Source organism: Streptomyces sp. NPDC033966 (genome assembly GCF_055575955.1).
The window spans coordinates 884,671-910,330 of the sequence record NZ_JBVIRQ010000001.1; the positions used below are offsets into that span (position 1 = coordinate 884,671).

The 25,660-nt window shown below is 71.4% G+C and carries 28 protein-coding genes; 14 read left to right on the forward strand and 14 right to left on the reverse strand.

Annotation, left to right across the window (positions count from 1 at the left end; all coding sequences use genetic code 11):
* The first annotated feature begins 99 nt into the window (after positions 1-99).
* The 4 genes from ACZ518_RS04120 to ACZ518_RS04135 all read left to right on the forward strand — a co-directional run bounded on the left by ACZ518_RS04120 (position 100) and on the right by ACZ518_RS04135 (position 2,809).
* Positions 100-1,692, forward strand: coding sequence for an acyl-CoA carboxylase subunit beta (locus ACZ518_RS04120; protein WP_469111463.1), 1,593 nt, complete (start codon positions 100-102; stop codon positions 1,690-1,692).
* Positions 1,693-1,713: 21 nt separating this feature from the next.
* Positions 1,714-1,926, forward strand: a complete 213-nt coding sequence (locus ACZ518_RS04125) for an acyl-CoA carboxylase epsilon subunit (RefSeq protein WP_405983021.1) — start codon at positions 1,714-1,716, stop codon at positions 1,924-1,926.
* 91 nt (positions 1,927-2,017) lie between these two features.
* Complete coding sequence (gene mmpB / locus ACZ518_RS04130; protein ID WP_260613863.1) at positions 2,018-2,152, forward strand: morphogenic membrane protein MmpB; 135 nt, start codon at positions 2,018-2,020, stop codon at positions 2,150-2,152.
* A 48-nt stretch (positions 2,153-2,200) separates the two neighbouring features.
* Positions 2,201-2,809 carry a Maf family protein gene (locus ACZ518_RS04135; protein ID WP_469111464.1) on the forward strand — a complete coding sequence of 203 codons (609 nt, stop codon included), beginning with the start codon at positions 2,201-2,203 and terminating at the stop codon, positions 2,807-2,809.
* On the opposite strand, the gene ACZ518_RS04140 is transcribed toward ACZ518_RS04135, so the two are convergent.
* Positions 2,790-3,233, reverse strand: a complete 444-nt coding sequence (locus ACZ518_RS04140) for a hypothetical protein (RefSeq protein ID WP_469111465.1) — start codon at positions 3,231-3,233, stop codon at positions 2,790-2,792. The two genes, ACZ518_RS04135 and ACZ518_RS04140, sit on opposite strands and share 20 nt — an antisense overlap.
* 388 nt (positions 3,234-3,621) lie before the next feature.
* Between ACZ518_RS04140 and ACZ518_RS04145 the strand changes: the two genes are divergently transcribed.
* Complete coding sequence (locus tag ACZ518_RS04145) at positions 3,622-5,385, forward strand: acetyl/propionyl/methylcrotonyl-CoA carboxylase subunit alpha (RefSeq protein ID WP_469111466.1); 1,764 nt, start codon at positions 3,622-3,624, stop codon at positions 5,383-5,385.
* 193 nt (positions 5,386-5,578) lie between these two features.
* Here the strand turns inward: ACZ518_RS04145 and ACZ518_RS04150 are convergent, their stop codons facing one another.
* Together ACZ518_RS04150 and ACZ518_RS04155 are read right to left on the reverse strand one after the other, a co-directional pair.
* On the reverse strand, positions 5,579-6,508 hold the full coding sequence (locus ACZ518_RS04150; protein ID WP_469111676.1) for a DeoR/GlpR family DNA-binding transcription regulator: 930 nt from the start codon (positions 6,506-6,508) through the stop codon (positions 5,579-5,581).
* A gap of 236 nt (positions 6,509-6,744) precedes the next feature.
* Complete coding sequence (locus ACZ518_RS04155; protein ID WP_469111467.1) at positions 6,745-8,184, reverse strand: NAD(P)H-quinone dehydrogenase; 1,440 nt, start codon at positions 8,182-8,184, stop codon at positions 6,745-6,747.
* Between the two features lie 162 nt (positions 8,185-8,346).
* Here ACZ518_RS04155 and ACZ518_RS04160 point away from each other — a divergent pair, with 162 nt between their 5' ends.
* The 4 genes from ACZ518_RS04160 to ACZ518_RS04175 all read left to right on the forward strand — a co-directional run bounded on the left by ACZ518_RS04160 (position 8,347) and on the right by ACZ518_RS04175 (position 12,458).
* A complete protein-coding gene (locus tag ACZ518_RS04160; RefSeq protein WP_125603982.1) occupies positions 8,347-8,784 on the forward strand; it encodes a gamma-glutamylcyclotransferase family protein in 438 nt (145 codons plus the stop codon).
* 122 nt (positions 8,785-8,906) lie between these two features.
* Entirely contained in the window at positions 8,907-9,713 is an 807-nt protein-coding gene (locus ACZ518_RS04165) for a purine-nucleoside phosphorylase (RefSeq protein WP_469111468.1), read from the forward strand.
* A gap of 60 nt (positions 9,714-9,773) precedes the next feature.
* A complete protein-coding gene (locus tag ACZ518_RS04170; protein WP_469111469.1) occupies positions 9,774-11,420 on the forward strand; it encodes a phospho-sugar mutase in 1,647 nt (548 codons plus the stop codon).
* 819 nt (positions 11,421-12,239) lie between these two features.
* On the forward strand, positions 12,240-12,458 hold the full coding sequence (locus ACZ518_RS04175) for a hypothetical protein (protein ID WP_469111470.1): 219 nt from the start codon (positions 12,240-12,242) through the stop codon (positions 12,456-12,458).
* A gap of 31 nt (positions 12,459-12,489) precedes the next feature.
* On the opposite strand, the gene ACZ518_RS04180 is transcribed toward ACZ518_RS04175, so the two are convergent.
* From ACZ518_RS04180 to afsQ1, 5 genes are all read right to left on the reverse strand, one after another.
* The gene (locus ACZ518_RS04180) at positions 12,490-12,783 is read right to left on the reverse strand and encodes a hypothetical protein (RefSeq protein WP_469111471.1); all 294 of its coding nucleotides are present in this window, start codon (positions 12,781-12,783) and stop codon (positions 12,490-12,492) included.
* Between the two features lie 102 nt (positions 12,784-12,885).
* Positions 12,886-13,308 carry a hypothetical protein gene (locus tag ACZ518_RS04185; protein WP_469111472.1) on the reverse strand — a complete coding sequence of 141 codons (423 nt, stop codon included), beginning with the start codon at positions 13,306-13,308 and terminating at the stop codon, positions 12,886-12,888.
* Between the two features lie 986 nt (positions 13,309-14,294).
* Positions 14,295-14,897, reverse strand: a complete 603-nt coding sequence (locus ACZ518_RS04190; RefSeq protein WP_469111473.1) for a hypothetical protein — start codon at positions 14,895-14,897, stop codon at positions 14,295-14,297.
* A gap of 16 nt (positions 14,898-14,913) precedes the next feature.
* Positions 14,914-16,404: a sensor histidine kinase gene (locus ACZ518_RS04195; RefSeq protein WP_469111474.1), complete on the reverse strand. Its 1,491-nt coding sequence runs from the start codon at positions 16,402-16,404 to the stop codon at positions 14,914-14,916.
* A complete protein-coding gene (gene afsQ1, locus ACZ518_RS04200; protein ID WP_469111475.1) occupies positions 16,401-17,078 on the reverse strand; it encodes a two-component system response regulator AfsQ1 in 678 nt (225 codons plus the stop codon). The genes ACZ518_RS04195 and afsQ1 overlap by 4 nt, the downstream gene beginning before the upstream one ends.
* A gap of 203 nt (positions 17,079-17,281) precedes the next feature.
* Between afsQ1 and ACZ518_RS04205 the strand changes: the two genes are divergently transcribed.
* Positions 17,282-17,986 carry a SigE family RNA polymerase sigma factor gene (locus ACZ518_RS04205; protein ID WP_362469998.1) on the forward strand — a complete coding sequence of 235 codons (705 nt, stop codon included), beginning with the start codon at positions 17,282-17,284 and terminating at the stop codon, positions 17,984-17,986.
* 161 nt (positions 17,987-18,147) lie between these two features.
* On the opposite strand, the gene ACZ518_RS04210 is transcribed toward ACZ518_RS04205, so the two are convergent.
* Complete coding sequence (locus tag ACZ518_RS04210; RefSeq protein ID WP_469111476.1) at positions 18,148-18,780, reverse strand: uridine kinase family protein; 633 nt, start codon at positions 18,778-18,780, stop codon at positions 18,148-18,150.
* 143 nt (positions 18,781-18,923) lie between these two features.
* Here ACZ518_RS04210 and ACZ518_RS04215 point away from each other — a divergent pair, with 143 nt between their 5' ends.
* The gene (locus tag ACZ518_RS04215) at positions 18,924-19,298 is read left to right on the forward strand and encodes a hypothetical protein (RefSeq protein WP_469111477.1); all 375 of its coding nucleotides are present in this window, start codon (positions 18,924-18,926) and stop codon (positions 19,296-19,298) included.
* A gap of 101 nt (positions 19,299-19,399) precedes the next feature.
* Here ACZ518_RS04215 and ACZ518_RS04220 read toward each other — a convergent pair whose 3' ends face one another.
* Genes ACZ518_RS04220 through deoC form a run of 3 tightly spaced genes read right to left on the reverse strand, consistent with a single transcriptional unit; the run spans position 19,400 to position 22,730 of the window.
* The gene (locus ACZ518_RS04220) at positions 19,400-20,305 is read right to left on the reverse strand and encodes an aldehyde dehydrogenase family protein (RefSeq protein ID WP_469111478.1); all 906 of its coding nucleotides are present in this window, start codon (positions 20,303-20,305) and stop codon (positions 19,400-19,402) included.
* A complete protein-coding gene (locus tag ACZ518_RS04225; RefSeq protein ID WP_469111479.1) occupies positions 20,305-21,762 on the reverse strand; it encodes an aldehyde dehydrogenase family protein in 1,458 nt (485 codons plus the stop codon). Before ACZ518_RS04225 ends, ACZ518_RS04220 begins: the two co-directional genes overlap by 1 nt.
* A gap of 5 nt (positions 21,763-21,767) precedes the next feature.
* The gene (deoC, locus tag ACZ518_RS04230; protein ID WP_469111677.1) at positions 21,768-22,730 is read right to left on the reverse strand and encodes a deoxyribose-phosphate aldolase; all 963 of its coding nucleotides are present in this window, start codon (positions 22,728-22,730) and stop codon (positions 21,768-21,770) included.
* Between the two features lie 137 nt (positions 22,731-22,867).
* Here deoC and ACZ518_RS04235 point away from each other — a divergent pair, with 137 nt between their 5' ends.
* The 3 genes from ACZ518_RS04235 (at position 22,868) to ACZ518_RS04245 (ending at position 24,457) form a co-directional block, all read left to right on the forward strand.
* A complete protein-coding gene (locus ACZ518_RS04235) occupies positions 22,868-23,497 on the forward strand; it encodes a PH domain-containing protein (protein ID WP_469111480.1) in 630 nt (209 codons plus the stop codon).
* A gap of 118 nt (positions 23,498-23,615) precedes the next feature.
* Positions 23,616-24,191 (forward strand): VanZ family protein, encoded by a 576-nt coding sequence (locus ACZ518_RS04240; RefSeq protein ID WP_469111481.1) that lies wholly within the window; start codon positions 23,616-23,618, stop codon positions 24,189-24,191.
* A gap of 53 nt (positions 24,192-24,244) precedes the next feature.
* The gene (locus ACZ518_RS04245) at positions 24,245-24,457 is read left to right on the forward strand and encodes a PspC domain-containing protein (protein WP_469111482.1); all 213 of its coding nucleotides are present in this window, start codon (positions 24,245-24,247) and stop codon (positions 24,455-24,457) included.
* 35 nt (positions 24,458-24,492) lie between these two features.
* On the opposite strand, the gene ACZ518_RS04250 is transcribed toward ACZ518_RS04245, so the two are convergent.
* The gene (locus ACZ518_RS04250; RefSeq protein ID WP_469111483.1) at positions 24,493-25,260 is read right to left on the reverse strand and encodes a hypothetical protein; all 768 of its coding nucleotides are present in this window, start codon (positions 25,258-25,260) and stop codon (positions 24,493-24,495) included.
* A 129-nt stretch (positions 25,261-25,389) separates the two neighbouring features.
* The gene (locus tag ACZ518_RS04255) at positions 25,390-25,656 is read right to left on the reverse strand and encodes a hypothetical protein (RefSeq protein WP_469111484.1); all 267 of its coding nucleotides are present in this window, start codon (positions 25,654-25,656) and stop codon (positions 25,390-25,392) included.
* Positions 25,657-25,660: the final 4 nt, after the last annotated feature.

The following is a 25,660-nucleotide window of genomic DNA, read 5'->3' on the forward strand; positions in this document are numbered from 1 at the left end:
TGCCGAGCGCCATGCCCGCCGATACGCTACGCACCAGTAGCCAGCAGCAGTCAATCAATTGACCAGGCAGTTGACACCACACAGGGAGCCGCGACCCCGATGTCCCAACCCTCAGAGCCGATCGACATGCACACGACCGCGGGCAAGCTCGCGGACCTGCGGCGCCGCGTCGAGGAAGCCACCCATGCAGGTTCCGAACGAGCCGTCGAGAAGCAGCACGCCAAGGGCAAGCTGACGGCACGTGAGCGGGTGGCCCTGCTGCTGGACGAGGGGTCCTTCGTAGAGCTGGACGAGTTCGCCCGGCACCGGTCGACCAACTTCGGTCTGGAGAAGACCCGCCCGTACGGCGACGGCGTCGTCACCGGCTACGGCACGGTGGACGGCCGCCCGGTGGCCGTGTTCTCGCAGGACTTCACCGTCTTCGGCGGTGCCCTCGGCGAGGTCTACGGCCAGAAGATCATCAAGGTGATGGACTTCGCCCTGAAGACCGGCTGCCCGGTCGTCGGGATCAACGACTCCGGCGGCGCCCGCATCCAGGAGGGCGTCAGCGCGCTGGGCATGTACGGCGAGATCTTCCGCCGCAACGTGCACGCCTCGGGCGTGATCCCGCAGATCAGCCTGGTCGTGGGGCCCTGCGCCGGCGGCGCCGTGTACTCCCCGGCCATCACCGACTTCACGGTCATGGTCGACCAGACCTCGCACATGTTCATCACCGGCCCGGACGTCATCAAGACGGTCACCGGCGAGGACGTCGGCTTCGAGGAGCTGGGCGGTGCGCGCACCCACAACTCCACCTCGGGCGTGGCGCACCACATGGCGGGCGACGAGAAGGACGCCATCGAGTACGTGAAGTCACTGCTCGCGTACCTGCCGTCGAACAACCTGTCCGAGCCGCCCGCCTTCCCCGAGGAGGCGGACACCGAGGTCTCCGGCACGGACCTGGAACTCGACGTCCTGATCCCGGACAGTGCGAACCAGCCGTACGACATGCACACTGTCATTGAGCACGTGCTGGACGACGCGGAGTTCCTGGAGACCCAGTCCCTGTTCGCGCCGAACATCCTCACCGGCTTCGGCCGGGTCGAGGGGCACCCGGTGGGCGTCGTCGCCAACCAGCCGATGCAGTTCGCCGGCTGCCTGGACATCGACGCCTCCGAGAAGGCCGCGCGGTTCGTCCGGACGTGCGACGCCTTCAACATCCCGGTGCTGACGTTCGTCGACGTCCCGGGCTTTCTGCCCGGCACCGACCAGGAGTACAACGGAATCATCCGGCGCGGCGCGAAGCTGATCTACGCGTACGCCGAGGCCACCGTCCCCCTCATCACCGTCATCACGCGCAAGGCCTTCGGCGGCGCCTACGACGTCATGGGCTCCAAGCACCTCGGCGCGGACCTGAACCTGGCCTGGCCGACCGCCCAGATCGCCGTCATGGGCGCGCAGGGCGCGGTGAACATCCTGCACCGGCGCACCATCGCCGAGGCCGCTCCGGAGGAGGTGGAGGAGACCAGGGCACGGCTCATCACCGAGTACGAGGACACCCTGCTCAACCCCTACACCGCCGCCGAGCGCGGTTACATCGACGCGGTGACCATGCCGTCCGAGACCCGCGCCCACGTGGTGAAGGGGCTGCGGCAGCTGCGTACGAAGCGGGAGTCGCTTCCCCCGAAGAAGCACGGCAACATCCCCCTCTAGGCCCTCCAGGAGGACTCTGTGGTGATCAAGGTCGTCAAGGGCAACCCGACCCCCGAGGAGCTGGCCGCCGCACTGGCGGTGGTCCAAGCGCGCGCGGCGGCGCTGGCCTCGGCCCCGTCGGGCGCGCCCCGGATCCCGGACGAGTGGGCCTCGCCGAGCCGGGTGGCCCGGCGGCGCCAGATGCTGCCCGGGCCGCGCGCGTGGGGCCGTACGTACTGGCCCGGACGGGGCTGAGCCCCGCGTTCCGGAAGATGGCGCGAACGGACGGTGGCGCCTGAGTACCCGTACTCAGGCGCCACCGGCGTACCGGGGCCAGGATCGGAGCATGCTCTGGTCAGACCCGAAGAACGAGCCCCCGAAGGACATGCGCGACGCCCAGGCGATGCTCCGGCGGATGCTCGTGGTCCTCGTACTGGCGATGGTGATCGCGGTGTACGTCCTCGGCGTGCCCCCGTTCTAGGCCGTCTTGTGGGGCAGGCCGGGAGCCGGTCCCGGCGGCCGCCCTACGATGGCCCCCATGACCGTACGCACGCTCGTCCTCGCCTCCGCCTCGCCCGCCCGGCTGAACCTGCTGCGGCAGGCCGGGCTCGCCCCGCACGTGATCGTCAGCGGCTTCGACGAGGACACCCTGAACCACGACGACCCGGCCGGCCTGGCGCTGGCCCTGGCCGAGGCCAAGGCGGGCGTGGTGGCGGGCCTGGAGGAGGCCGCGGGCGCCCTGGTGATCGGCTGCGACTCCGTGCTGGAGCTGGACGGCGAGGCGCTCGGCAAGCCGGCCGACGCGGCCGACGCCACGGCCCGCTGGAAGTCGATGCGCGGCCGGGCCGGGGTGCTGCGCACGGGCCACTGCGTGATCGACACGGCCACCGGCCGTCAGGTCTCGGCGACGGCCTCCACGACGGTCCGCTTCGGCGAGCCGACGGACGCGGAGGTGGCGGCGTACGTGGCCAGCGGCGAGCCGCTGCACGTGGCCGGGGCGTTCACCCTGGACGGCCTGTCGGCGCCGTTCATCGACGGCATCGACGGGGACCCGGGCAACGTCATCGGGCTGTCGCTGCCGCTGCTGCGCTCGCTGCTGGGCGAACTGGACGTGTCCATCACGGACTTGTGGGCCTGAGGCTCCCACCGGGCTGTCCGGCGGGCCCGGCCGCCGGCCCGGCGTAGAGCATCAGGGTCAGCACGAGCAGGCACAGGATCGCCGACGTCGCCGCGAAGGCGGCCCAGCCGACGAGTCCCACGGCGAGGGCACCGAGCACCCCGTGGGTGACGGCGGCGGCGACGAGCACGATGCGGGCGGGGCGGCCCGGCGGGCGGTCGCGCAGGGCGGCGACGGCGGCCAGGACGGCACACAGCAGGAGGAAGGCGCCCAGGCCGGCACCCATCCCGTATGTCGCCATGGACATGACAGACGGATCCATGCCCGCGACGGACATCGACTGGGCTTCCGTCGCCCGGCCCAGCACGACGTGGACGAGCACGAGCACGGCGGCCTCCACGACGAGTGCGATCGCGGCCACCCCCGCCACGAGTCTGCGCAGCACGACGCCCCCATCCCTCCCACGCCACAAGCGTGTTCGACGCCTGGGAGGCTACTAACGAGTAAACCTTCGGACAAGAGTCCGGGCCCCCATCGTTACGGGAAAGGGTGCGCGGGCCGCCGTGACGGCCCTCACTCAAAGAATGCCTAGGCTGTTCGTAGGGACTCCACAAAGAATCGGCGGGGGCCGATGACCCGCCGGACAGAGACCTTCCCCTCCCAACAGGGTTACTGTGCAGTCGGGGATCTCCCTGACCTGGGGCGACACACGGGCTTTCAGACTCAAGGGGCACTCGAATAACACTCTGTGTGGGCAAGGTCACCATTGGGGAAGGGTCGTAAGGCCGTGTCGACTGTCCCTAAACTCAGCTTGTTTCAAGGAGGGAGCCATCGTGCGCAAGGTGCTCATCGCCAACCGTGGCGAAATCGCTGTCCGCGTTGCTCGGGCCTGCCGGGATGCCGGAATCGCTAGCGTAGCCGTCTACGCCGATCCGGACCGGGATGCCCTGCACGTCCGCGCGGCAGACGAAGCTTTCGCGTTGGGCGGTGACACCCCGGCAGCCAGCTACCTCGACATCGCGAAGGTCCTGCAGGCCGCCGCGGACTCCGGTGCGGACGCCATCCACCCCGGATACGGCTTCCTCTCCGAGAACGCCGACTTCGCCCAGGCCGTGCTCGACGCCGGACTGACCTGGATCGGCCCGCCGCCGCAGGCCATCCGCGACCTCGGCGACAAGGTGGCCGCCCGCCACATCGCCCAGCGCGCCGGGGCCCCCCTCGTCGCGGGCACCCCCGACCCCGTCTCCGGGGCCGACGAGGTCGTCGCCTTCGCCAAGGAGCACGGCCTGCCCATCGCCATCAAGGCCGCCTTCGGCGGTGGCGGCCGCGGCCTCAAGGTCGCCCGCAACCTCGAAGAGGTTCCGGAGCTCTACGAGTCCGCCGTGCGCGAGGCCGTGGCCGCCTTCGGCCGCGGCGAGTGCTTCGTCGAGCGCTACCTCGACAGGCCGCGCCACGTCGAGACCCAGTGCCTCGCGGACTCGCACGGCAACGTGGTCGTCGTCTCCACCCGCGACTGCTCGCTCCAGCGCCGTCACCAGAAGCTCGTGGAGGAGGCCCCGGCCCCCTTCCTGACGGAAGCCCAGAACGCCGAGCTCTACGCCGCGTCCAAGGCCATCCTCAAGGAGGCCGGCTACGTCGGCGCGGGCACCGTCGAGTTCCTCGTCGGCACCGACGGCACCATCTCCTTCCTCGAGGTCAACACCCGCCTCCAGGTCGAGCACCCGGTGACCGAGGAGGTCGCCGGCATCGACCTGGTCCGCGAGATGTTCCGCATCGCCGACGGCGAGGAGCTCGGCTACGGGGACCCGGAGCTGCGCGGCCACTCCTTCGAGTTCCGCATCAACGGCGAGGACCCGGGCCGGAACTTCCTGCCCGCCCCCGGCACCGTCACCCTCTTCGCCCCGCCGACCGGCCCCGGCGTCCGCCTGGACGCGGGCGTGGAGACCGGCTCGGTCATCGGCCCCGCCTGGGACTCGCTGCTCGCGAAGCTGATCGTCACCGGCGCCACCCGCGAGCAGGCCCTCCAGCGTGCCGCGCGCGCCCTGGCGGAGTTCAACGTGGAGGGCATGGCCACCGCCATCCCCTTCCACCGCGCGGTCGTCGCCGACCCGGCCTTCGCCCCGGCCGACGGCACCCCGTTCAAGGTCCACACCCGCTGGATCGAGACGGAATTCGTCAACGAGATCAAGGCCTTCGCCGCTCCGGCGGCCGAGGAGACCGAGGACGAGCCGGGCCGCGAGACGGTCGTCGTCGAGGTCGGCGGCAAGCGCCTGGAGGTCTCCCTCCCGTCCTCGCTGGGCATGACCCTGGCCCGCACGGCCGCCGCCGGCGGTGCCAAGCCGAAGCGCCGCGCCGCCAAGAAGTCCGGCCCGGCCGCCTCCGGCGACACCCTCGCGTCGCCGATGCAGGGCACGATCGTCAAGGTCGCGGTCGAGGAGGGCCAGCAGGTCAACGAGGGCGACCTGGTCGTCGTCCTGGAGGCGATGAAGATGGAGCAGCCGCTGAACGCGCACCGCTCCGGCACCATCGTCGGCCTCACCGCCGAAGTCGGCGCCTCCCTCACCTCGGGCGCCACGATCTGCGAGATCAAGGACTGACGCCCCGGCTCAACGCGAAGGCCCCCGCCCGGAACCCCGGGCGGGGGCCTTCGCGCATCCCGGCGCACTGCCGCAGCCTCCGGCCGGTGTCCGACGGGCCGCCCTGGCGGGACCGCCCGGCAGGACCTCGGGGGGACCGAGCGGCAGGGGGTGTCTGGTGGATCAGGGCCGGGCCCGGGCCGCCTGGCACCCCCTAGCGACGCCGCATGTCCGCGACCCGCGCCCGCTCCCCGGCCTGCTGCTCCAGCAGCGACGCGGGGGCGCTGCGCAGCGGCGCGGGGGGCCCGCCGCGCCGCTGGACCGGCAGCGGGGACTCCCGCCGCGGCCTGCGCCCCGGCATGCCCTCCCCGGCGCCCCCGTGCCCCCCGGCCACCGGCGCCGAACCCGCCACGGTGATCTGCACGCCCTGGTCGGCCAGCGCCTGGAGCTCCGTCGCGGCCCGTTCGTCGTGCTGCGGGGGCTCGTCCGTCACCAGCCGCGTCATCACATCGGTCGGCACGGTCTGGAACATCGTGTCCGTGCCGAGCTTCGTGTGGTCGGCCAGTACGACGACCTCCGCCGCCGCCTGCACCAGCGCCCGGTCCACGCTCGCGGAGAGCATGTTGGAGGTGGAGAGCCCGCGCTCGGCGGTCAGGCCGCTCCCGGACAGGAAGGCCCGGGAGACCCGCAGCCCCTGGAGGGACTGTTCGGCGCCGCTGCCCACGAGGGCGTAGTTGGAACCGCGCAGCGTGCCGCCGGTCATCACCACCTCCACCCGGTTGGCGTGCGCCAGCGCCTGGGCGACGAGCAGCGAGTTGGTGACGACGGTCAGACCGGGCACCCGCGCGAGCCGGCGGGCCAGCTCCTGCGTCGTGGTACCCGCACCGACGACGACGGCCTCGCCTTCTTCGACGAGGCCGGCCGCGACATCGGCGATGGCGGTCTTCTCCGCCGCGGCGAGATGGGACTTTTGCGGAAAGCCGGACTCCCGCGTGAAACCGCCCGGCAAGACCGCACCGCCGTGTCGGCGGTCGAGGAGTCCTTCTGCCTCCAGTGCCCGCACGTCCCGCCGTACGGTCACTTCGGAGGTCTGGACGACACGGGCGAGCTCACGGAGCGATACCGCACCGTTGGCCCGCACCATTTCGAGGATCAATTGGCGACGTTCAGCAGCGAACACGAAACTGACAGTAACCCCAACGACCGTCTGCTTTCAGCTCTTTGCACCGGAATACCGAAGTTGTCCATACGGTCGCCCGGCAAGTGGTATACGCGGCGGGCCCGCTGCCGGCCCCCCGTCACCACGCACCCTCGCCCCACCTCGGCTTCCGCCCCAACCCGCGTACGGGAAGGGGCGGTTGAGCCACGGGACGGGGCGCCCTACGCCTCGCCGCCCGCCTTGCGGGTGTGCAACTGGCGGGCCACTTCGGCGATCGAACCGGACAGCGAGGGGTACACGGTGAACGCGTTTGCGATCTGCTCGACGGTCAGGTTGTTGTCGACCGCGATCGAGATGGGGTGGATCAGCTCGCTCGCGCGCGGCGAGACGACGACGCCGCCCACCACGATCCCGGTGCCCGGGCGGCAGAACATCTTCACGAACCCGTCCCGGATGCCCTGCATCTTGGCGCGCGGGTTGCGCAGCAGCGGCAGCTTCACCACACGGGCGTCGATCTTGCCGGCGTCCACGTCGGCCTGGGTGTAGCCGACGGTGGCGATCTCGGGGTCGGTGAAGACGTTCGAGGAGACCGTCTTCAGGTTCAGCGGGGCCACCGCGTCGCCGAGGAAGTGGTACATCGCGATGCGGCCCTGCATGGCGGCGACGGAGGCGAGCGCGAAGATCCCGGTCACGTCACCGGCCGCGTACACGCCCGGCGAGGACGTACGCGACACCCTGTCGGTCCAGATGTGCCCGGACTCCTTGAGCCGGACCCCGGACTCCTCCAGGTTCATGTCCTTGGTGTTCGGGATCGCGCCGACCGCCATCAGGCAGTGGGTGCCCGTGATCACGCGGCCGTCGGAGAGGGTGACCTCGACCCGGTCGCCGACCCGCTTGGCGGACTCGGCGCGCGAACGGCCGATCACGTTCATGCCGCGGCGGCGGAAGACGTCCTCCAGCACGGCGGCCGCGTCCGGGTCCTCACCCGGGAGCACGCGGTCGCGCGAGGACACCAGCGTCACCCGGGAGCCCAGCGCCTGGTACGCGCCGGCGAACTCGGCACCGGTCACACCGGAGCCGACCACGATCAGCTCCTCGGGGAGCTCCTCCAGGTCGTAGACCTGGGTCCAGTTCAGGATGCGCTCCCCGTCGGGCATCGCGTCCGGGATCTCGCGGGGGGTGCCGCCCGTGGCGATCAGCACGGCGTCGGCGGTGAGGATCGTCTCCGTGCCGTCGGCGGCGGTGACGATGACGTCCCGCGTGCCGTCGATGCCCTGCGGACCGCCGAGCTTGCCGCGGCCGCGCATGACGCGGGCGCCGGCCCGGGTCACGGACGCGGTGATGTCGTGGGACTGGGCCAGCGCGAGGCGCTTCACGCGCCGGTTCACCTTGCCGAGGTCCACGCCGACGACGCGCGCGGCCTGCTCGATGTGCGGGGTGTCGTCCGCGACGACGATGCCCAGCTCCTCGTACGACGAGTCGAAGGTCGTCATGACCTCTGCGGTCGCGATGAGGGTCTTCGAGGGCACGCAGTCGGTCAGCACCGACGCCCCGCCCAGGCCGTCGCAGTCGACGACGGTCACCTCCGCGCCGAGCTGGGCCCCCACCAGGGCTGCCTCATACCCGCCGGGTCCGCCGCCGATGATCACGATCCGGGTCACGAAAAGTCCGCCTCACGTCTACCCGGCCGGCTGCCGCCCCGGCCGGTGTTCCGGGGGTTCTCCCCGGGGGATGCATTCCGTGCCCCATTGTCCCGCACGCTTCAAGGTGCTCGCACCATCCGGACACGCGTGCCGGGGCGACCCTCCCGTACCCTCGACCTCATGTCGCTCTACGCCGCGTACGCCGGCAACCTCGACCCGCGGCTGATGACGCGCCGCGCTCCCCATTCGCCGCTGCGCGGAACGGGCTGGATCAACGACTGGCGGCTGACCTTCGGCGGCGAGCAGATGGGCTGGGAGGGCGCCCTCGCCACCGTCGTGGAGGCCCCGCGCCAGCAGGTCTTCGTCGCGCTGTACGACATCGCCCCGCTGGACGAGGACTCCATGGACCGCTGGGAGGGTGTCGGCCTCGACATCTACCGCCGCATGCGGATCCGCGTCCACACCCTGGACGGCGAGGAGGCGGCGTGGTGCTACGTCCTCAACGGCTACGAGGGCGGCCTGCCGTCGGCGCGCTACCTGGGCGAGATCGCGGACGCCGCCGAGTCGGCGGGCGCTCCGCACGACTACGTCATGGAACTCCGCAAGCGCCCCTGCTGAGGCCCCGGTCCCGCCCGCGCGGGCGGAGGGGGACGATTCGGCGGAAACGACAAGGCAACGATCCGAACACCGTGAGCTGCGCCATCTACGCGCGTAGGCGATAAGCGGTTACGCTCGTCTGCGTGAACGCATCTGTTACCGACCCCTTCGCCGACGCCGCCGCCGCCGCCGCCCGCCTCCGCGAGCTCACCGGCGTCGAATCCCACGATGTCGCCCTCGTCATGGGCTCCGGCTGGGCCCCCGCCGCAGAGGCGCTCGGCGCCCCCGAGTCCGAGTTCCTCGTCACCGAGCTGCCCGGCTTCCCCCCCGCCGCCGTCCAGGGCCACGGCGGCAAGATCCGCTCGTACAAGATCGGCGACAAGCGCGCCCTGGTCTTCCTCGGCCGGACCCACTTCTACGAGGGCCGCGGAGTCGCCGCCGTCGCCCACGGCGTGCGCACCGCCGTCGCCGCCGGCTGCAAGACCGTCGTCCTGACCAACGGCTGCGGCGGCCTCCGCCAGGGCATGACGCCCGGCCAGCCGGTCCTGATCAGCGACCACCTCAACCTGACGGCCACCTCGCCGATCGTCGGCGCGAACTTCGTCGACCTCACCGACCTGTACTCCCCGCGCCTGCGCGCGATGTGCAAGGAGATCGACGAGACCCTCGAAGAGGGCGTCTACGTCCAGTTCCCCGGCCCGCACTACGAGACCCCGGCCGAGATCAACATGATCCGCGTCATGGGCGCCGACCTGGTCGGCATGTCCACCGTGCTGGAGGCCATCGCCGCCCGCGAGGCCGGCGCCGAGGTGCTCGGCATCTCCCTGGTCACCAACCTGGCCGCGGGCCTGTCCGGCGAGCCGCTGAACCACGAAGAGGTCCTCCAGGCCGGCCGCGACTCCGCCGCCCGCATGGGAACGCTGCTGACGCAGGTCCTCGACCGCATCTGATCGACACGATCGACACGCGACGATCTACATCGACGACGTACGAGAGGTAAGGCGGAAGCAGTGCAGGAACAGGACGACCTCCTCACCCGGGCCCGGGCCTGGCTGGCCGAGGACCCCGACCCGGAGACGGCGGCGGAGCTCGCGGCCCTGATCGACGCGAACGACACGGCCGAGCTCGCGGACCGCTTCTCCGGCACGCTCCAGTTCGGCACCGCCGGACTGCGCGGCGAGATCGGCGCCGGTCCGATGCGGATGAACCGTTCCGTGGTCATCCGCGCCGCGGCGGGCCTCGCGGCCTACCTGAAGGCCCAGGGCCACGACGGCGGCCTCGTCGTCGTCGGCTACGACGCGCGCTACAAGTCGGCGGACTTCGCCCGCGACACCGCCGCCGTGATGACCGGCGCCGGACTGCGCGCGGCCGTCCTGCCCCGCCCGCTGCCGACGCCCGTCCTCGCGTACGCCATAAGGCACCTCGGCGCCGTCGCCGGCGTCGAGGTGACCGCGAGCCACAACCCTCCCCGGGACAACGGCTACAAGGTCTACCTCGGCGACGGCTCGCAGATCGTGTCCCCCGCGGACACCGAGATCGCGGCGCAGATCGCGGCCGTCGGCGCGCTGGCCGAGGTACCGCAGCCCTCCGACGGCTGGCTGCAGCTCGACGAGGAGGTCCTGGAGGCCTACCTGACCCGCACGGACGCCGTCCTGACCCCCGGCTCCCCCCGGGGCGCGCGGACCGTCTACACGGCCATGCACGGCGTCGGCAAGGACGTCGTCCTGGCCGCCTTCGCCCGGCACGGCTTCCCCGACCCGGTGCTCGTCGCCGAGCAGGCCGAACCGGACCCGGCGTTCCCGACGGTCGCCTTCCCCAACCCGGAGGAGCCGGGCGCCATGGACCTGGCCTTCGCGAAGGCCGCCGAGGTCCAGCCGGACATCGTCATCGCCAACGACCCGGACGCCGACCGCTGCGCGGTCGCCGTCCCGGACAACGGCGGCTGGCGCATGCTGCGCGGCGACGAGGTCGGCGCGCTCCTGGCGGCCCACCTGGTCCACAAGGGCGCCCGCGGCGTCTTCGCCGAGTCGATCGTCTCCTCCTCCCTGCTCGGGCGGATCGCGGAGGCCGCCGGCGTCGGCTACGAGGAGACCCTCACCGGCTTCAAGTGGATCGCCCGCGTCGAGGGCCTGCGCTACGGCTACGAGGAAGCCCTCGGCTACTGCGTGGACCCCGAGGGCGTCCGCGACAAGGACGGCATCACCGCCGCCCTGCTGGTCGCCGAGCTGGCCTCGGTGCTCAAGGAGCAGGGCCGCACCCTGACCGACCTGCTGGACGACCTGGCGATGGCCCACGGCCTGCACCACACCGACCAGCTGTCGGTCCGCGTCTCCGACCTGTCGGTCATCGCCAACGCCATGGCCCAGCTGCGCGCCGAGCCCCCGGCCTCCCTGGCGGGCCTGCGCGTGGACTCGGCGGAGGACCTCTCGGTCGGCTCGGCCGCCCTCCCGCCCACGGACGGCCTGCGCTACTACCTGGACGGCGACTACAAGGCCCGCGTGATCTGCCGCCCGTCCGGCACGGAGCCCAAGCTCAAGTGCTACCTGGAGGTGGTCGTCCCGGTCGCCGAAGCCTCCGACCTCGCGAGCGCCCGCACCCGCGGCCAGGAGATCCTGGACGCGATCAAGAAGGACCTCTCGGCGGCGATGGGCCTCTGACCCAGGCCGGCCCTGTCGACGGCCCCCCGCAGCCCAGGCTGCGGGGGGCCGTCGGCGTCGGGGGGCTGCGCGTACGGGGCGCGCTGTACGTGGTTTGCCGCGCGGGCCCGCTACCTCCCCCTCGACCCCCCGGGGCCGGCCGGTGGTTGCCCACCCGCCCCCTCGTCTGCGGGCCGGTGGGCCGGGGGGCGGTATCCCCCGGGTCGGGATCAGAGAAGCTTTGGGGGTTTCCCGTCAGTCCCATCGTCCTTCCGGTTCGGGCCGGTCCCTCAAGAGCGCTCCTTCGTCGCGTCGCTACGCGATGTCGCTTCGCTCCACTCTTGACCGACCGACCCGCCCCGGAAAGCCGAAAGACTGCCGGGAAACCCCCAAAAGAACGGCACGGGGCAGGAGGAGAGGGGCGGCCGTGTCAGCGATGAGGCGACCAGGCCGGGCGTCGGCCGGCCGGCATCCGGGCCCGTGAATGCCGGATTCGGGGCCGGGGGCGCGACTATGCGCACGAGAGGCTGATCAGAGCGACCTCCGGAGCCCCCAGGCGCAGCAAATCGCTACGCGCTCCTGTCATCTCGGCGTCCGGCGACCGTCCTGGGCTGATACCCGCACCAGATGCTCATCAGAAGCCTCTCCGAACCCGACAGGTCGCCGAGGCGCCATCTACGACATGTGGGAGGAAGATGAGCACGTCGTCGACGCCACGTCCGCACTGTAGCTCGGCGAAGGCGTCGACGGGCGGCCGTACGTGTGCGCCGAGTGGCGCCACGACTCCCGCGCTGCGCACCGGCAGACGACCGACGTCCAGTACTCCGCGGCCCTGCGCAAGTGGTCGCCGAGCTGGGCGTTCGGCCCGAGTGGACGTTCGACGACCCGAGCGCGGCGTCGTTCATCACGCAGTTGTGGGCCGACTCCTACGAGGGCGTCGCCCGCGCCTCGAACGAAGTGGTCGCCGACCACAGCTGTGACGCCCTGCGCTACGTCGTCCACTCCACCGCCCATGAGTGGCGACACCTTCTGACTGCTCCACCACGAGCCCGGGCATGACGAGGGCGCCGACGCTGGTGAGGCGAAGAAGTCAGCGGACAGCCAGCCAGATGGCCGCAAGTGAGGCGACCAAGCCGGCGTGGGAGATGACGCAGAACACCCAATCCATGAAGCCCATGCGCCATCGGCTACGGGCCAGCAGCCGCCACTCGTAGGCCATGGAGCCTACGGCGAGGAGCAACAGCGGCGCCCACAGCAGGGCCCACCAGGACCAAACATCGGCGAAGCGGATTACAAGGCACAGCACGCCAAGAAGTGCCGCTGTCAGAAACCATCCAGGCTTCTCTTCCTTGGCGTCGCGCGATAAAGCTGGCGAGGCGTCCATGGAATGCCCTCCCGGGTTCACTGGAGACAAGGACAAGAGGGGTCGTGCCGCATCTGCGGTTGCCGCACGACCCCACCGTTCAATCCGATCTCACCTTAGCCGCTACTGGAACAGCTCCCAGATCATGTAGAGATTGCCGCCGACGTTCGCGGCAGTCAGAGGAGCCTTCCAGTACCAGGCCAGGCCGTCGTACCACGCCTTGAAGTCGCTGTACTTTCCGGCGACGGCCTTCGCGAAGCCCGGCACCTTCTTGAGCAGGTTGATGAGAGGGTCGAGCTTGCCGGCGGCGGCCGCCTCGCCGTTGGCGATCGCCTGGAGCTCGGCGCGGTCGGCTGCGCTGTGCTCGATCGGGGAGTTCAGCAGGGCGGTGGCCAGCGATCGGACCGCCTGCTTCTGCTCCTGCGTCGTCGCGGTGATGGACAGGGGGGCAGGGGCGGTACTCGCCTGCGCCGCAGTACCGCCGAGGCCGATGGCCAGTGCCGCAAGAACTGCGACGCCACTGATGCGCGCGATGTTGCGCTTCACGTATTCTTCCTTTGCGTCATGCACAAAGGGGTGCGAATGGTCTTGTCCACCCGCCCAGTTGAGCCGGTTGGCGACAGCCGGTGCGTGTTTCATGAACCTAACGCAGCCATCTGATCCCGCCCAAAGAATTACCGGCACGACTCAGATCACAGCCTGTGTTTCGGTCATGTGTTCCGATTCGGAAAGCCGTATCCTCCGCCGCTGACAGCACGCCTCAACAGCGGCGATCTTCAGGCGTGTCCGCCGCCTCCACCCTCCACGCCTTCTCGCAGACGTCTTGAATTATCAGCGGCTGTCGGCGCGTCACGTGTCAGCTCCCCGGAACCGAACTTCCCGCTCAGAGGCCATGCCCCGATGGTAGGGAGCGGAAGGCGAATCCGACTGTCAGACGCCGAGACCAGAGAAGCGCGTAGCGATCTCACGCGCCTGTCCGCTCCCTGAGCTGCTCTGATCAACCTCTGGTGCGGGTATCAGCCCCGGACGGTCGTCGGACGCTGAGACGACGGGAGCGCGTAGCGATCTGGCGCGCCTGGGTGCTCCGCAGGTCGCTCTGATCAACCTCTCGTGCGCATAGCCGCGCCCCGGCCCGGGATCCGGCATCCACGGGGCCGGATGCCCGGCCGGCCGACGCCCGGCCCCGTCGCCTCATCGCTGACACGGCCGTTCCTGCTCCTCTGGACCGTGCCGTTCTTTTGGGGGCTTCCCGGCAGTCTTTCGGCTTTCCGGGGCGGGTCGGTCGGTCAAGAGTGGAGCGAAGCGACATCGCGTAGCGACGCGACGAAGGAGCGCTCTTGAGGGACCGGCCCGACACGGAAGGACGATGGGACTGACGGGAAACCCCCAACCCAACCCTGAGACCGCCCAAGGGGATCCCGCCCCCACCCCACCGGCCCGCAGACAAGGGGGCGGGTGGGCAGCCACCGCCCGGCCCCCCACCCCTCGAGGGGGAGATAGCCGGCCCGCGCCGCAATCCGCGTACGCCGCCCCTACGACGCCGAAGGCGACGGCGTCGGGCTGGCCAGGTCGCCCAGGGTGGGGACCGACTCCGGCCGCGACCGGACCTCGTCCGTGCACTCCCATGCGCGGGGCGGGTCGGCGTTCGGGCCACCGAGGACCACCGGGCCCGGGCCGGCCGAGACGGCGTCGCTCGCCGACAGGGTGCAGACGATCTGCGCCAGTGCCACCGGCGGCAGGTCCTCCGGCTTGCGGCTGAGCCGCAGCGTTCCCGCCGGGTCGCCGGGGCGGGCCGGGGACGCCGACAGCTGGTCGGGGACGCTGGTGGTGAAGCCGCCGTCGCGTTCCTCCGCCGACGGGCTCCGTTCCAGTTCCTCCAGGAGCGCCTGCGCGACCAGTACGACGGGCTCCCGCGAGGCGCGCTTCTCGGGGACCGGGACGGTCCGTTCCACGCCCACCAGCTGCGATCCGCACACCAGCTCCACCGTGGCCCGGAAGCCCTGGACCCCGCTCTGGCCCGCCGGCTGACCGGCGGTCTCGCAGGACACCCGGGACGGGGCCGCGCCCACGTCGACCGGGACGGTCGTGGCACGGATGCCGCATCCGGACAGGCCGGACAGGAGGGCCGCGCCCACGGCCAGCGTCGCAGTCCTACGCTTCCACGCCGTCACCGGCGATCACCGCCCCCACGTCCATCGGAAGCCGCAGCGTGAACACGGCCCCGCCTTCCGGCCCGTTCGCGGCCGTGATGTCTCCGCCGTGAATATGGGCGTTCTCCATCGCGATCGACAGGCCGAGCCCGCTGCCGTCCGACTTGGGCCGGGACGCGCTCGCCTTGTAGAAGCGGTCGAAGACGTGCGGCAGCACTTCCTCGGGGATGCCCGGGCCGTTGTCCCTGACCGCGATGACCAGCCACTCCCCCTCCACGCGCACCGACACCCGCACCGGCGAGCCGCCGTGCTTGAGGGCGTTGCCGATGAGGTTGGCGAGGATGACGTCGAGCCTGCGCGGGTCGAGGCGCGCCACGATCCCGCGTCCGGCGTCGAGTTCGACGGCGTCGAGCCAGGCGCGGGCGTCGATGCAGGCGGTGACCTGGTCGGCGACGTTGACGTCGTCCAGGACCAGCCGGGCGGTTCCCGCGTCGAAGCGGGTGACCTCCATCAGGTTCTCCACCAGGTCGTTCAGCCGCCGCGTCTCGCTCACCACCAGAGCCACCGCCGGGGCGATCATCGGGTCGAGGTCCTCGACCTCCTCCTCCAGCACCTCGGCGACCGCCGTCAGTGCCGTCAGCGGCGTGCGCAGTTCGTGCGACATGTCCGCCACGAAGCGCCGGCTGGCCTCTTCGCGGGCGCTCATGTCGGCGACCTTCTTCTCCAGTGCCTCCGCCGTCCGGTTGAAGGTCCGGGACAGGTCGGCCAGTTCGTCGGTCCCCGACACGTCGAGCCGGTGGTCCAGCTCGCCCTCGCCGAGGCGTCGTGCCGCGTCCCCGAGGCGCTGTACGGGCTTCAGGACGGTCCGTGCCGCGCCCTGCGCGAGCAGTGCCGAGCCGAGCAGCGCGAGTCCGGTGGCGATGGTCAGCGACCAGCCCAGGGCGTTGAGGTCGTCCCGTTCGGTGGCGAGCGACTTGTACATGTAGCCGGTGGGGCCGCCGCCGACGATGCGGGTGCCGCCGACCAGGTAGGGGTTGCCCTGGGGCTTCGTCCGCTGCCAGTACATGTGGTACTCGGCGTCGTTGGCGGCGGTGGTCTTCTGCCGGTCGTTGACGGCGTACTGGAGGGACTTCGGTACGTCGTTCAGCCCGAACGGGACCGCGCCGGCGGCGCCGATGACCTTGCGGCCGTCCTTGCGTTCGTGGACGAGGAGCACGCTGTACCCGGGGCTGCTGCCCGCCATCAGCTCGGCGGTGCGCTGTATCTCCTCGGGTTTCGGGTCGGCGGGCAGTGCCGCGGCCCGGTTCTGCATCTCCTGGCGGAAGTCGCCGAGGGCCGCGTCCTGGGTACGGGTGAGCACGGCCTCGCGGTTGAGCCAGTACGCGATGCCGGACGCGGAGACCGCGGCCACCAGCGCGACCAGCGCGAACACCACGAGCAGGCGCAGCCGCAGGCTGGTCCAGCGCCGGCCCGCGAACACGGCCTTGGTCACTGCGGGGAGTCCAGCCGGTAGCCGACACCCCGGACGGTACGGATCAGCGTGGGCGAGGAGGGGATCTCCTCGACCTTGGCGCGCAGCCGCTGCACGCAGGCGTCGACGAGCCGCGAGTCACCGAGGTAGTCGTGCTCCCACACCAGCCGCAGCAGCTGCTGGCGGGAGAGCGCCTGGCCGGGCCGGCGGCTGAGTTCCAGGAGGAGCCGCAGCTCGGTCGGGGTGAGCTGGAGGTCTTCGCCGTTCTTCGTCACGGTCATGGCGGCCCGGTCGATGACCAGGGACCCGAACGTGGCGGAGTCGCTCGCCTCGCGCTCGCCGCGGCGCAGCACGGCGCGGATGCGCGCGTCGAGCACGCGGCCCTGGACGGGTTTGACGACGTAGTCGTCGGCTCCGGATTCCAGGCCGACGACGACATCGATGTCGTCGCTGCGCGCGGTGAGCAGGATGATCGGCAGCTGGTCGGTGCGGCGGATCCGCCGGCACACCTCGAAGCCGTCGATCCCGGGCAGCATGACGTCGAGCACGATCAGGTCCGGCCGCTGCTCGCGCAGCAGTTTCAGGCCGTCCTCGCCCGTCGCCGCGGTGGCCACTCGGTGGCCCTGGCGGGTCAGGGAGAGTTCGAGGGCCGTGCGGATGGCGTCGTCGTCCTCGATCAGCAACAGGAAAGGCACGGGCTCATTCTGTCCCATCGGCCGTCCGCAGTTCGACCGTCCGGACGGTGGCAATCGCGAGGGACGCAATCGCGCCACTGTCTGGCGCACGGATGGCTGTGACAGGCCTGTGACAGTCGGCGGACACCCTGGTTATACCGGCCGGGCAGTCTTTTCTCATCGACACGACGGACCGAAGCAGACTCCACGACGGGGGGCGCGAGATGAACACGCTGCACAGCACCACGACCAGCGCGGTTGTCACGCGGCTGCACGATGTGAACCGCCGGGCGGGTGTCCGTACGGTGACGGTCGCCCGTCAGCGGCCGGCACACGTCACAGCCATTGACGCGAAGCAGTACCAGGCGGTTCCCGCGCAGCGCACCGCGCCGGCCCCGTCCTCCTCCTCGGAGGCGGAGTTCACGGCCTACGTGCAGGAGCGGCGGGCGGCGCTGTACGCGACGGCCTTCCACCTGACCGGCGACCGCCACGAGGCCGAGGACCTGCTGCAGAGCGCGCTGTTCTCCACGTACCGCGCCTGGGACCGGATCAGCGACAAGGCGGCGGTGGGCGGGTACCTGCGCCGCACGATGACGAACCTGCACATCAGTGCCTGGCGTCGGCGGAAGCTGAACGAGTACCCGACCGAGGAGCTGCCGGAGACGGCGTCGGACACGGACGCGATGCGCGGTACGGAGCTGCGCGCGGTGCTGTGGCAGGCGCTGGCCCGGATCCCGGAGCCGCAGCGCACGATGCTGGTGCTGCGCTACTACGAGGGCCGTACGGACCCGGAGATCGCGGAGATCCTGGGCATCAGCGTCGGCACCGTGAAGTCGAGCATCTGGCGCTCGCTGCGCCGGCTGCGGGAGGACGAGGTGCTGAGCTTCGGGCGTGACGAGGCGGAGTCCTTCGGGGAGCTCGTCGCGTAACCAAAGACCATGGGGCCGGGGGGCCCGTCCTACGGGGGTGGGACGGGGGCCGCAGGGGGAGAAGAGGCGGGATCAAGCGGCCGGGGGTCCGCGTGATCCCGCCTTTTCGCTGTGTCCGGGGTCTGCGCGGGCCCGTCGGAGGGCGGTGTCAGAAGGCGGTGTCAGAGGGCGGTGGGGGTGCGGTGGCGGCCGGCGGCCGCGGCGGCCAGCCGGCCGAGGGCCTCGTCGCGGCCGCAGGCGTGGGCGCCGAGGCGGACGTGGCGGGCGACGATGCCGCGCTCGGCGCGCATCAGGCGGTAGCCGCGGCGCAGCAGGAAGGGCACGGACTTGCGGCCTTCGCGCAGGTCGCGCAGGAAGCGGCGGCGGAAGGTGGTCGAGGGGCGGCCGCGCAGGCAGATGGCGTCGGCGAGCAGGCCCAGTTCCTGGCAGCGGGTCGCGATGTCGGCGGCGAAGATGCCCTCCGCGATGAACAGCGGGGTGCGGTCGATGTCGAGGGTCTCCGTGCCGGTCCGGGAGGACGAGGCGATGGAGTAGACGGGGACTTCGGTGCGGCCGGCGGCGCAGAGTTCCGCGATGGCGGCGACGGCGGTGTCCGCGTCCCAGGAGAGCGGGGAGTCCCAGTCGATGTCGGAGCTGCCTTCGACCAGCGGGAGGGTGGGGTCCGTCGCCTCTTTGTAGAAGTCGTCCAGGCGCAGTACGGGGAGGCCCGACCGGGCCGCGAGCGAGGACTTGCCGGAACCCGAGGGGCCGGTCAGCAGTACGACGCGCGTGGGAAGGGGAGATGAACAGCTCACGGGAGACCAGTGTGAGGCATAACCCGGCGTATCAACACACTGCCGACAGGCCCTGCGACCGGTCTCACACGCCGGGTTGGAATCCGGGATACCGCCTCCACTACTCTGTGTGCGCACGCGACTACGACCACAGGCAGGAACCCATGGCCCGTCACGCAGCCCCCGAACCCTCTCCGCACCGGCTCCGCGCCGCCGGCCTGAGCCTGTCCATGGCCGGGGCGGCCCTGGCGATGGCGGCCGGCGGGGCCCAGGCCTCGCAGACCCACCTCCAGGCGGCGGAGACCGATCTCCAGGCGGCGGTGGCCGGGGTCGCCAACCCGCTCGGGGACCTGAAGGTGAACCCGCTCGCCAAGACCGGGGTGGACCCGCTGGACAACGGGGTGGCGACGAAGGTCGCGGACTTCCCGGCCGTGGGCACCACGATGGTGACGGGGATCCTGACGCAGGGGCCGTCGGTGAAGGAGCTGCCGACGGCGGCGGTCGGCTCGCTGCTGGGGCCGGTGCTGCCCAAGGGCTAGCGGGTGTCTGGTGGACGCACGAAAGGCCCTGGCAGCACGGGGGTTTCGCTGCCAGGGCCGGTTTTCGTGTGCTCGTACCGCCGATGAGGCGCCGATGAGGGCTAGTACGAGGATCCGCCCGAGCCCAGCGAGCCCGTCGGGTGCCAGACCGTCTTGGTCTCCAGGAAGGCGGTCATCCGGTGGGTGCCGGGGTCGGCGGTCCAGTCGTCCACAGGCTGTGGACGCAGGACGCGCTTGAGGTTGTCCGCCGCCGCGATCTCCAGCTCCTTGGCGAGGGCCGCGTCGGCGCCCGCCAGGTCGATGGCGTTGACGTCCTGGTGGGCCGCCAGGTGGGGGCCCATCTCGGAGGCCTTGCCGGAGAGGATGTTGACCACGCCGCCGGGCAGGTCGGAGGTGGCCAGCACCTCGCCCAGGGAGAGGGCGGGGAGCGGGGACTTCTCGCTGGCGATGACGACCGCCGTGTTGCCGGTCGCGATGACCGGGGCGATCACCGAGACGAGGCCCAGGAAGGACGACTGCTGCGGGGCGACGACGGTGACGACACCGGTCGGCTCCGGGGTGGAGAGGTTGAAGAACGGGCCCGCGACCGGGTTGGCCCCGCCCACGACCTGGCCGATCTTGTCGGTCCAGCCCGCGTACCAGACCCAGCGGTCGATGGCCGCGTCGACGACGGCGGCGGCCTTCGACTTCGACAGCCCCTCGGCCTCGCCGACCTCGCGGACGAACTGGTCGCGGCGGCCCTCCAGCATCTCGGCGATGCGGTAGAGGATCTGGCCGCGGTTGTAGGCGGTCGCGCCGGCCCAGCCGCCGAAGGCCTTGCGGGCCGCGACGACCGCGTCACGGGCGTCCTTGCGGGAGGACAGCGGGGCGTTGGCCAGCCAGTTTCCCTTGGAGTCGCTCACCTCGTACACCCGGCCGCTCTCGGAGCGGGGGAACTTGCCCCCGACGTACAGCTTGTAGGTCTTGAAGACGTTCAGACGGGTCGCAGAAGACTCAACAGCACTCATCAGCGCTCACCCTTCGGGTTCGACGGGGCGAGGTAGCCCTCCAGGCCGTGGCGGCCGCCCTCGCGGCCGAAGCCCGACTCCTTGTAGCCGCCGAAGGGCGAGGTCGGGTCGAACTTGTTGAACGTGTTGGCCCACACCACACCCGCGCGGAGCTTGTTGGCGACCGCGAGGATGCGGGAGCCCTTCTCCGTCCAGATGCCGGCGGACAGGCCGTACTGGCTGTTGTTGGCCTTGGCGACGGCCTCGTCGGGGGTGCGGAAGGTCAGCACGGACAGGACCGGGCCGAAGATCTCGTCGCGGGCGACGGTGTGCGCCTGGGTGACGTTCGTGAAGAGCGTCGGGGCGAACCAGTAGCCGGCGGTAGGCAGCTCGCAGGCCGGGGACCAGCGCTCGGCGCCCTCGGCCTCGCCGGTCTCGGCCAGGGCCGTGATCCGGGCGAGTTGCTCGGCGGAGTTGATCGCGCCGATGTCGGTGTTCTTGTCGAGCGGGTCGCCCAGGCGCAGCGTGGAGAGGCGGCGCTTGAGGGAGTCGAGCAGCTCGTCGTGGATCGACTCCTGGACCAGGAGGCGGGAGCCCGCGCAGCAGACCTGGCCCTGGTTGAAGAAGATGCCGTTGACGATGCCCTCGACGGCCTGGTCGATGGGGGCGTCGTCGAAGACGATGTTGGCGCCCTTGCCGCCCAGCTCCAGGGTGACCTTCTTGTCGGTGCCCGCGATCTGGCGGGCGATGGCCTTGCCGACGGCGGTGGAGCCGGTGAAGGCGACCTTGTTGACGTCCGGGTGGGCGACGAGCTCGGCGCCCGCGTCCCCGTAGCCGGGAATGATGTTGACGACGCCCTTGGGCAGGCCGGCCTGGCGGCAGATGTCCGCGAAGAACAGCGCCGAGAGGGGGGTCGTCTCCGCCGGCTTCAGGACGACGGTGTTGCCGGTGGCGAGCGCCGGGGCGATCTTCCACGCGAGCATCAGCAGCGGGAAGTTCCACGGGATGACCTGGCCGGCCACGCCGAGGGGGCGGGGGTTCGCGCCGTAGCCGGCGTGGTCGAGCTTGTCGGCCCAGCCCGCGTAGTAGAAGAAGTGCGCGGCGACCAGGGGGAGGTCCGCGTCGCGGGTCTCCTTGATCGGCTTGCCGTTGTCCAGGGTCTCCAGGACGGCCAGCTCGCGGCTGCGCTCCTGGATGATCCGGGCGATGCGGAAGAGGTACTTGGCGCGCTCGGAGCCGGGCAGCGCGGACCACTTCTCGAAGGCGCGGCGGGCGGCCTTGACGGCGCGGTCGACGTCGGCGGCACCGGCCTGGGCGACCTCGGCCAGCACCTCCTCGCTGGAGGGGCTGACGGTCTTGAAGACCTTGCCGTCGGCGGCGTCGGTGAACTCGCCGTCGATGAAGAGCCCGTAGGAGGGGGCGATGTCGACGACCGAGCGGGACTCGGGGGCCGGTGCGTACTCGAAGAGGGATGCCATGGTGATCAGTCCACCGTCACGTAGTCGGGACCGGAGTAACGCCCGGTGCTCAGCTTCTGGCGCTGCATGAGCAGGTCGTTCAGCAGGCTGGAGGCGCCGAAGCGGAACCACTCGTTGGTCAGCCAGTCCTCGCCCGCGGTCTCGTTGACCAGGACCAGGAACTTGATGGCGTCCTTGGTGGTGCGGATGCCGCCGGCCGGCTTCACGCCGATCTGGATTCCAGTCTGCGCCTTGAAGTCGCGGACGGCTTCGAGCATGAGCAGGGTGTTGGCGGGGGTGGCGTTGACGCCGACCTTGCCGGTGGAGGTCTTGATGAAGTCGGCGCCCGCGAGCATGCCGATCCAGGAGGCGCGGCGGATGTTGTCGTACGTCGACAGTTCGCCGGTCTCGAAGATGACCTTGAGGCGGGCGGCGCTGCCGTCGGGGCGGACGCACTCCTCCTTGACGGCCTTGATCAGCTCGTACGTCTCCAGGTAGCGGCCGGCGAGGAAGGCGCCACGGTCGATGACCATGTCGATCTCGTCGGCGCCGGCGGCGACGGCGTCCCGGGTGTCGGCCAGCTTGACCGGCAGGGCGGCGCGCCCGGCCGGGAAGGCGGTGGCGACGGAGGCGACCTTGACGTCGGCCCCGTTCAGCGCGGCCTTGGCGGTGGCCACCATGTCGGGGTAGACGCAGACCGCGGCGGTCATGGGCGTGCTGCGGTCGGTCGGGTCGGGGTTGACGGCCTTGGTGGAGAGCGCCCGTACCTTGCCCGGGGTGTCCGCACCCTCAAGCGTGGTCAGGTCGATCATCGAGATGGCCAGGTCGATGGCGTACGCCTTGGCCGTCGTCTTGATCGAGCGGGTGCCGAGCGAGGCCGCGCGGGCCTCCAGGCCGACTGCGTCTACGCCGGGCAGCCCGTGCAGGAAGCGGCGCAGCGCACTGTCGGACGTCGTCACGTCAGCGAATGCGGTGAGGGTGGTGGGCATGGTCACCAGATGAGCATATCTACGCGCGTAGCGCCTGTCACCCCCCTCGGTGCACATATGGGCGTGAGATCCGTCATCGGAGCTTCCGGGGCCGCGGGCCCCTATCTCCCGGCGGCCCATGCGGCACAATCGGCGGCATGACTACGCCCTCCCCCCACGAGCCGGTCTACGCCGACCGCGTCTACCGCTCCCACATGGCCGTCGTCTCCGGGGTGCTGCTGCTCGCGCTCGTCGCCTGGCTGTGCGGGGACGCCGTCGTACGGGGCGACGGGAGCGCGCGGTGGATCGGCGTCGCGGTCGCGCTCTTCGCCGTCCCGCTGATCGTGGCGTTCACCCTCCGCCCGGCCGTCTTCGCCAACGACGACCGCTTGCGGATCCGCAACCCCTTCCGGATCGTCGAGCTGCCCTGGGCCGCCGTCGACGCGGTGCGCGCCGGGTACTCGGCGGAGGTGCTGGCGGAGGGGTCGAAGTACCAGCTGTGGTCGGTGCCGGTGTCGCTGCGCGAGCGCAAGAAGGCGGGCACGCAGCTGAGCCGCCGGGAAGCGCTGCGCGGCACGGGCACGGCGGCCAAGGACAACGGGACGGGGCCGGCCGCGGCGCCGCGGGCCACCGCCGACCGGGCCGTGGACGAGCTGCGCGAGCTCGCCGAGCGCGGGGCCGGCCGGCCCGGCGCGCAGGGCACGGTCCGCGTGCGGTGGGCGTACGAGATCATCGCGCCGGCGGTGGTGGGCGCGGTACTGCTGGCCGTGCTGCTGGCGACGGGCTGACCTTCCCCGCGCGTCGCGTCACACCTGCCGATCGGTACTTCGGCCGAGCTGCCGTAACCGCTGCGTAACGGACGCGGGTGCCGGAACCGGTGCCACCGGGGGGTGCGTCCTCGCAGGTGTGCACCGTCATGAGGGCAGCGGCAGCGCCGCCACCGCCACAAAGCTCCCGGTCCGGTCCCGGCTCCTGAGCGGGGCCCTGCTGGCCGCGCATCTGCTGCTCGTCGGATGGCTGACGCTGAGTCCCCTGGACGTCCCCTGGGCGGCGGCCGCGAACCTGACCCCGCTGGAGGGGATCAGGGCGGACCTCGCCTACGGCCCGCTGGAGGCCGCACGGCGGATCGGCGAGGCGCTGGCGCTGCTGGCCCCGCTGGGGGTGCTGCTGCCGCTGGCCGGGGGGCGGCTGACGGCCGGGCCGCTGGCGGCCTGGTCCTCGCTGGCCCGGACGGCGGCCGCGGCCGTACTGATCTCGCTCGGCATCGAGATGCTCCAGACCGCCGTCCCGGGGCGGGTGCTGGACGTGGACGCGCTGCTGCTGAACACCGCCGGAGTGGTGCTCGTCCACCTGGCCGTCGTCCCGGTGCTGCGCGCCCGGCTGCGCCGCACCCACGCGTCTCAGGGGCCCACCCCGAGAATTACCAGGGTCGGCATCGGACCCTGGACCGAGGTCCTCTCGGCGGTACCGCGCGAGTATTGAGGCATCGCGGAAGGGAAAATCCCGGAGCGCGATCCCATACGAAGGAGAAGAAAATGAGCGCGATTACCCGCCCCCGTGACGGACGGATGATCGGCGGCGTCTGCGCCGGGCTCGCACGGCGTTTCGGTATCAAGCCCCGCACGATGCGGATCATCTTCGTGGCCTCGTGCCTGCTGCCCGGACCGCAGTTCCTCATCTACCTGGCGCTGTGGCTGCTGCTCCCGAACGAGAAGTCCGGCGCGGGCTCGGCGCAGACCGCCTGGTAGACCGCCGGAGTACCCGAGCGGCGCTCCGGCGGGACTCAGCCGGCCTTCCTGACCTTTTCGAGCTGCTTGTCGGCGACTTCCTGCGGGACCAGCGCCTTCTGGTCCGCGGCGGCCACGTTCAGGGCCATCAGCCGCACGATCCGGTCGCCCTGGCGTACGACGACCAGGTGGACCGGCGCCGAGACGCCCTGGGCGGTGGCGGTCGTGGTCCAGCTGACCGTCTCGTCGCCGGCCGTCTTGTAGGGGACGGCCTTCACGTCCCGGTAGCGGCCGGTCTGCTTCTCGACGGTGGCGGTGAAGCCCGTGGCGCAGGCCGCGACCGCCTCGCGCAGCCGGGCGAGGACCCGCTTGGCCTCGGCCTCCCCGTAGGAGCTGACGGAGGCGGAGACCGCGAGTCCCACCTGCTTCTGGGAGCCGATGCCGCGGTTGACCGTCTCGTGGGCGGCCGGGTCGGGCTTGTCGCCCATGACGTCGGCGAGCGGCTGGCAGGCCTTCTTGTCGGACTGCGGCTGCCCGTCGGGGGCGTTCGGGTTCTTCCCCTGCGCGGAGACCTGGTAGCCGGCGAGGTCACCCTGGACGAGGGCGGCCCGCTCCAGGCTCGCGTCCTTGGCCTTGGGCGCGGCGGGGGACGCCGGGGCGCCGGGCGCGCCCGAGGGGCGCGCGGCCGCGGAGCCCTTGGGGTCGGGGGTCTTCCCGGGCGCGGAGGTCTCCGTACCGCTGCCGCAGGCGACCGCTCCGAGGAGCAGGGCGGGGAGCAGCGCGAACCTCGTCGCAGGCGCCGTGAATCGAGCCGTGATGCGCATGACCGAACCTCATACCCCGGGAGTCGGCGGGCAGTTGGTGGAGATCGTGGCACACCGCGCGACGCGGCGCACACCTCCTCGAAGGGGCGTGCGCCACGTGCACGTGCGTGCGATTTCGCCGGTCTCGGGTCAGCCGAGGGCGCCGAGCGGGCCGGCCACCGGGGCCAGGCCGCCGAGCAGCTGGCCGACGGGGGCGGCGGCGTCGGTGGCCTCGCCCCCCTGCGCCGACTGCTGCGTCTGGTCGGTGAGGGAGCTGGTGGCGCTGGTCAGGGAGCCGAGGGTGTCCGTCAGGCTGGCGGCGGGGAGCGCCGATGCGGAGGCGGTGCCCGCGGCGCCCGCGGCGAGGGCGGCACCAATCACAGCGACACCGAGGGACTTGGCAGCAGACTGCTTCATGAAA

Bases quoted from the DNA above. Each gene is read 5' to 3' on its own strand.
- ACZ518_RS04250 (WP_469111483.1), bottom strand. From the start codon at position 25,260: ATGCGCATCACGGCTCGATTCACGGCGCCTGCGACGAGGTTCGCGCTG.
- ACZ518_RS04215 (WP_469111477.1), top strand. From the start codon at position 18,924: ATGGCCCGTCACGCAGCCCCCGAACCCTCTCCGCACCGGCTCCGCGCC.
- ACZ518_RS04225 (WP_469111479.1), bottom strand. From the start codon at position 21,762: ATGGCATCCCTCTTCGAGTACGCACCGGCCCCCGAGTCCCGCTCGGTC.
- deoC (WP_469111677.1), bottom strand. From the start codon at position 22,730: ATGCCCACCACCCTCACCGCATTCGCTGACGTGACGACGTCCGACAGT.
- ACZ518_RS04245 (WP_469111482.1), top strand. From the start codon at position 24,245: ATGAGCGCGATTACCCGCCCCCGTGACGGACGGATGATCGGCGGCGTC.
- ACZ518_RS04120 (WP_469111463.1), top strand. From the start codon at position 100: ATGTCCCAACCCTCAGAGCCGATCGACATGCACACGACCGCGGGCAAG.
- ACZ518_RS04135 (WP_469111464.1), top strand. From the start codon at position 2,201: ATGGCCCCCATGACCGTACGCACGCTCGTCCTCGCCTCCGCCTCGCCC.
- ACZ518_RS04205 (WP_362469998.1), top strand. From the start codon at position 17,282: ATGAACACGCTGCACAGCACCACGACCAGCGCGGTTGTCACGCGGCTG.
- ACZ518_RS04220 (WP_469111478.1), bottom strand. From the start codon at position 20,305: ATGAGTGCTGTTGAGTCTTCTGCGACCCGTCTGAACGTCTTCAAGACC.
- ACZ518_RS04255 (WP_469111484.1), bottom strand. From the start codon at position 25,656: ATGAAGCAGTCTGCTGCCAAGTCCCTCGGTGTCGCTGTGATTGGTGCC.
- ACZ518_RS04150 (WP_469111676.1), bottom strand. From the start codon at position 6,508: ATGGTGCGGGCCAACGGTGCGGTATCGCTCCGTGAGCTCGCCCGTGTC.
- mmpB (WP_260613863.1), top strand. From the start codon at position 2,018: ATGCTCTGGTCAGACCCGAAGAACGAGCCCCCGAAGGACATGCGCGAC.
- ACZ518_RS04235 (WP_469111480.1), top strand. From the start codon at position 22,868: ATGACTACGCCCTCCCCCCACGAGCCGGTCTACGCCGACCGCGTCTAC.
- ACZ518_RS04180 (WP_469111471.1), bottom strand. From the start codon at position 12,783: ATGGACGCCTCGCCAGCTTTATCGCGCGACGCCAAGGAAGAGAAGCCT.
- ACZ518_RS04160 (WP_125603982.1), top strand. From the start codon at position 8,347: ATGTCGCTCTACGCCGCGTACGCCGGCAACCTCGACCCGCGGCTGATG.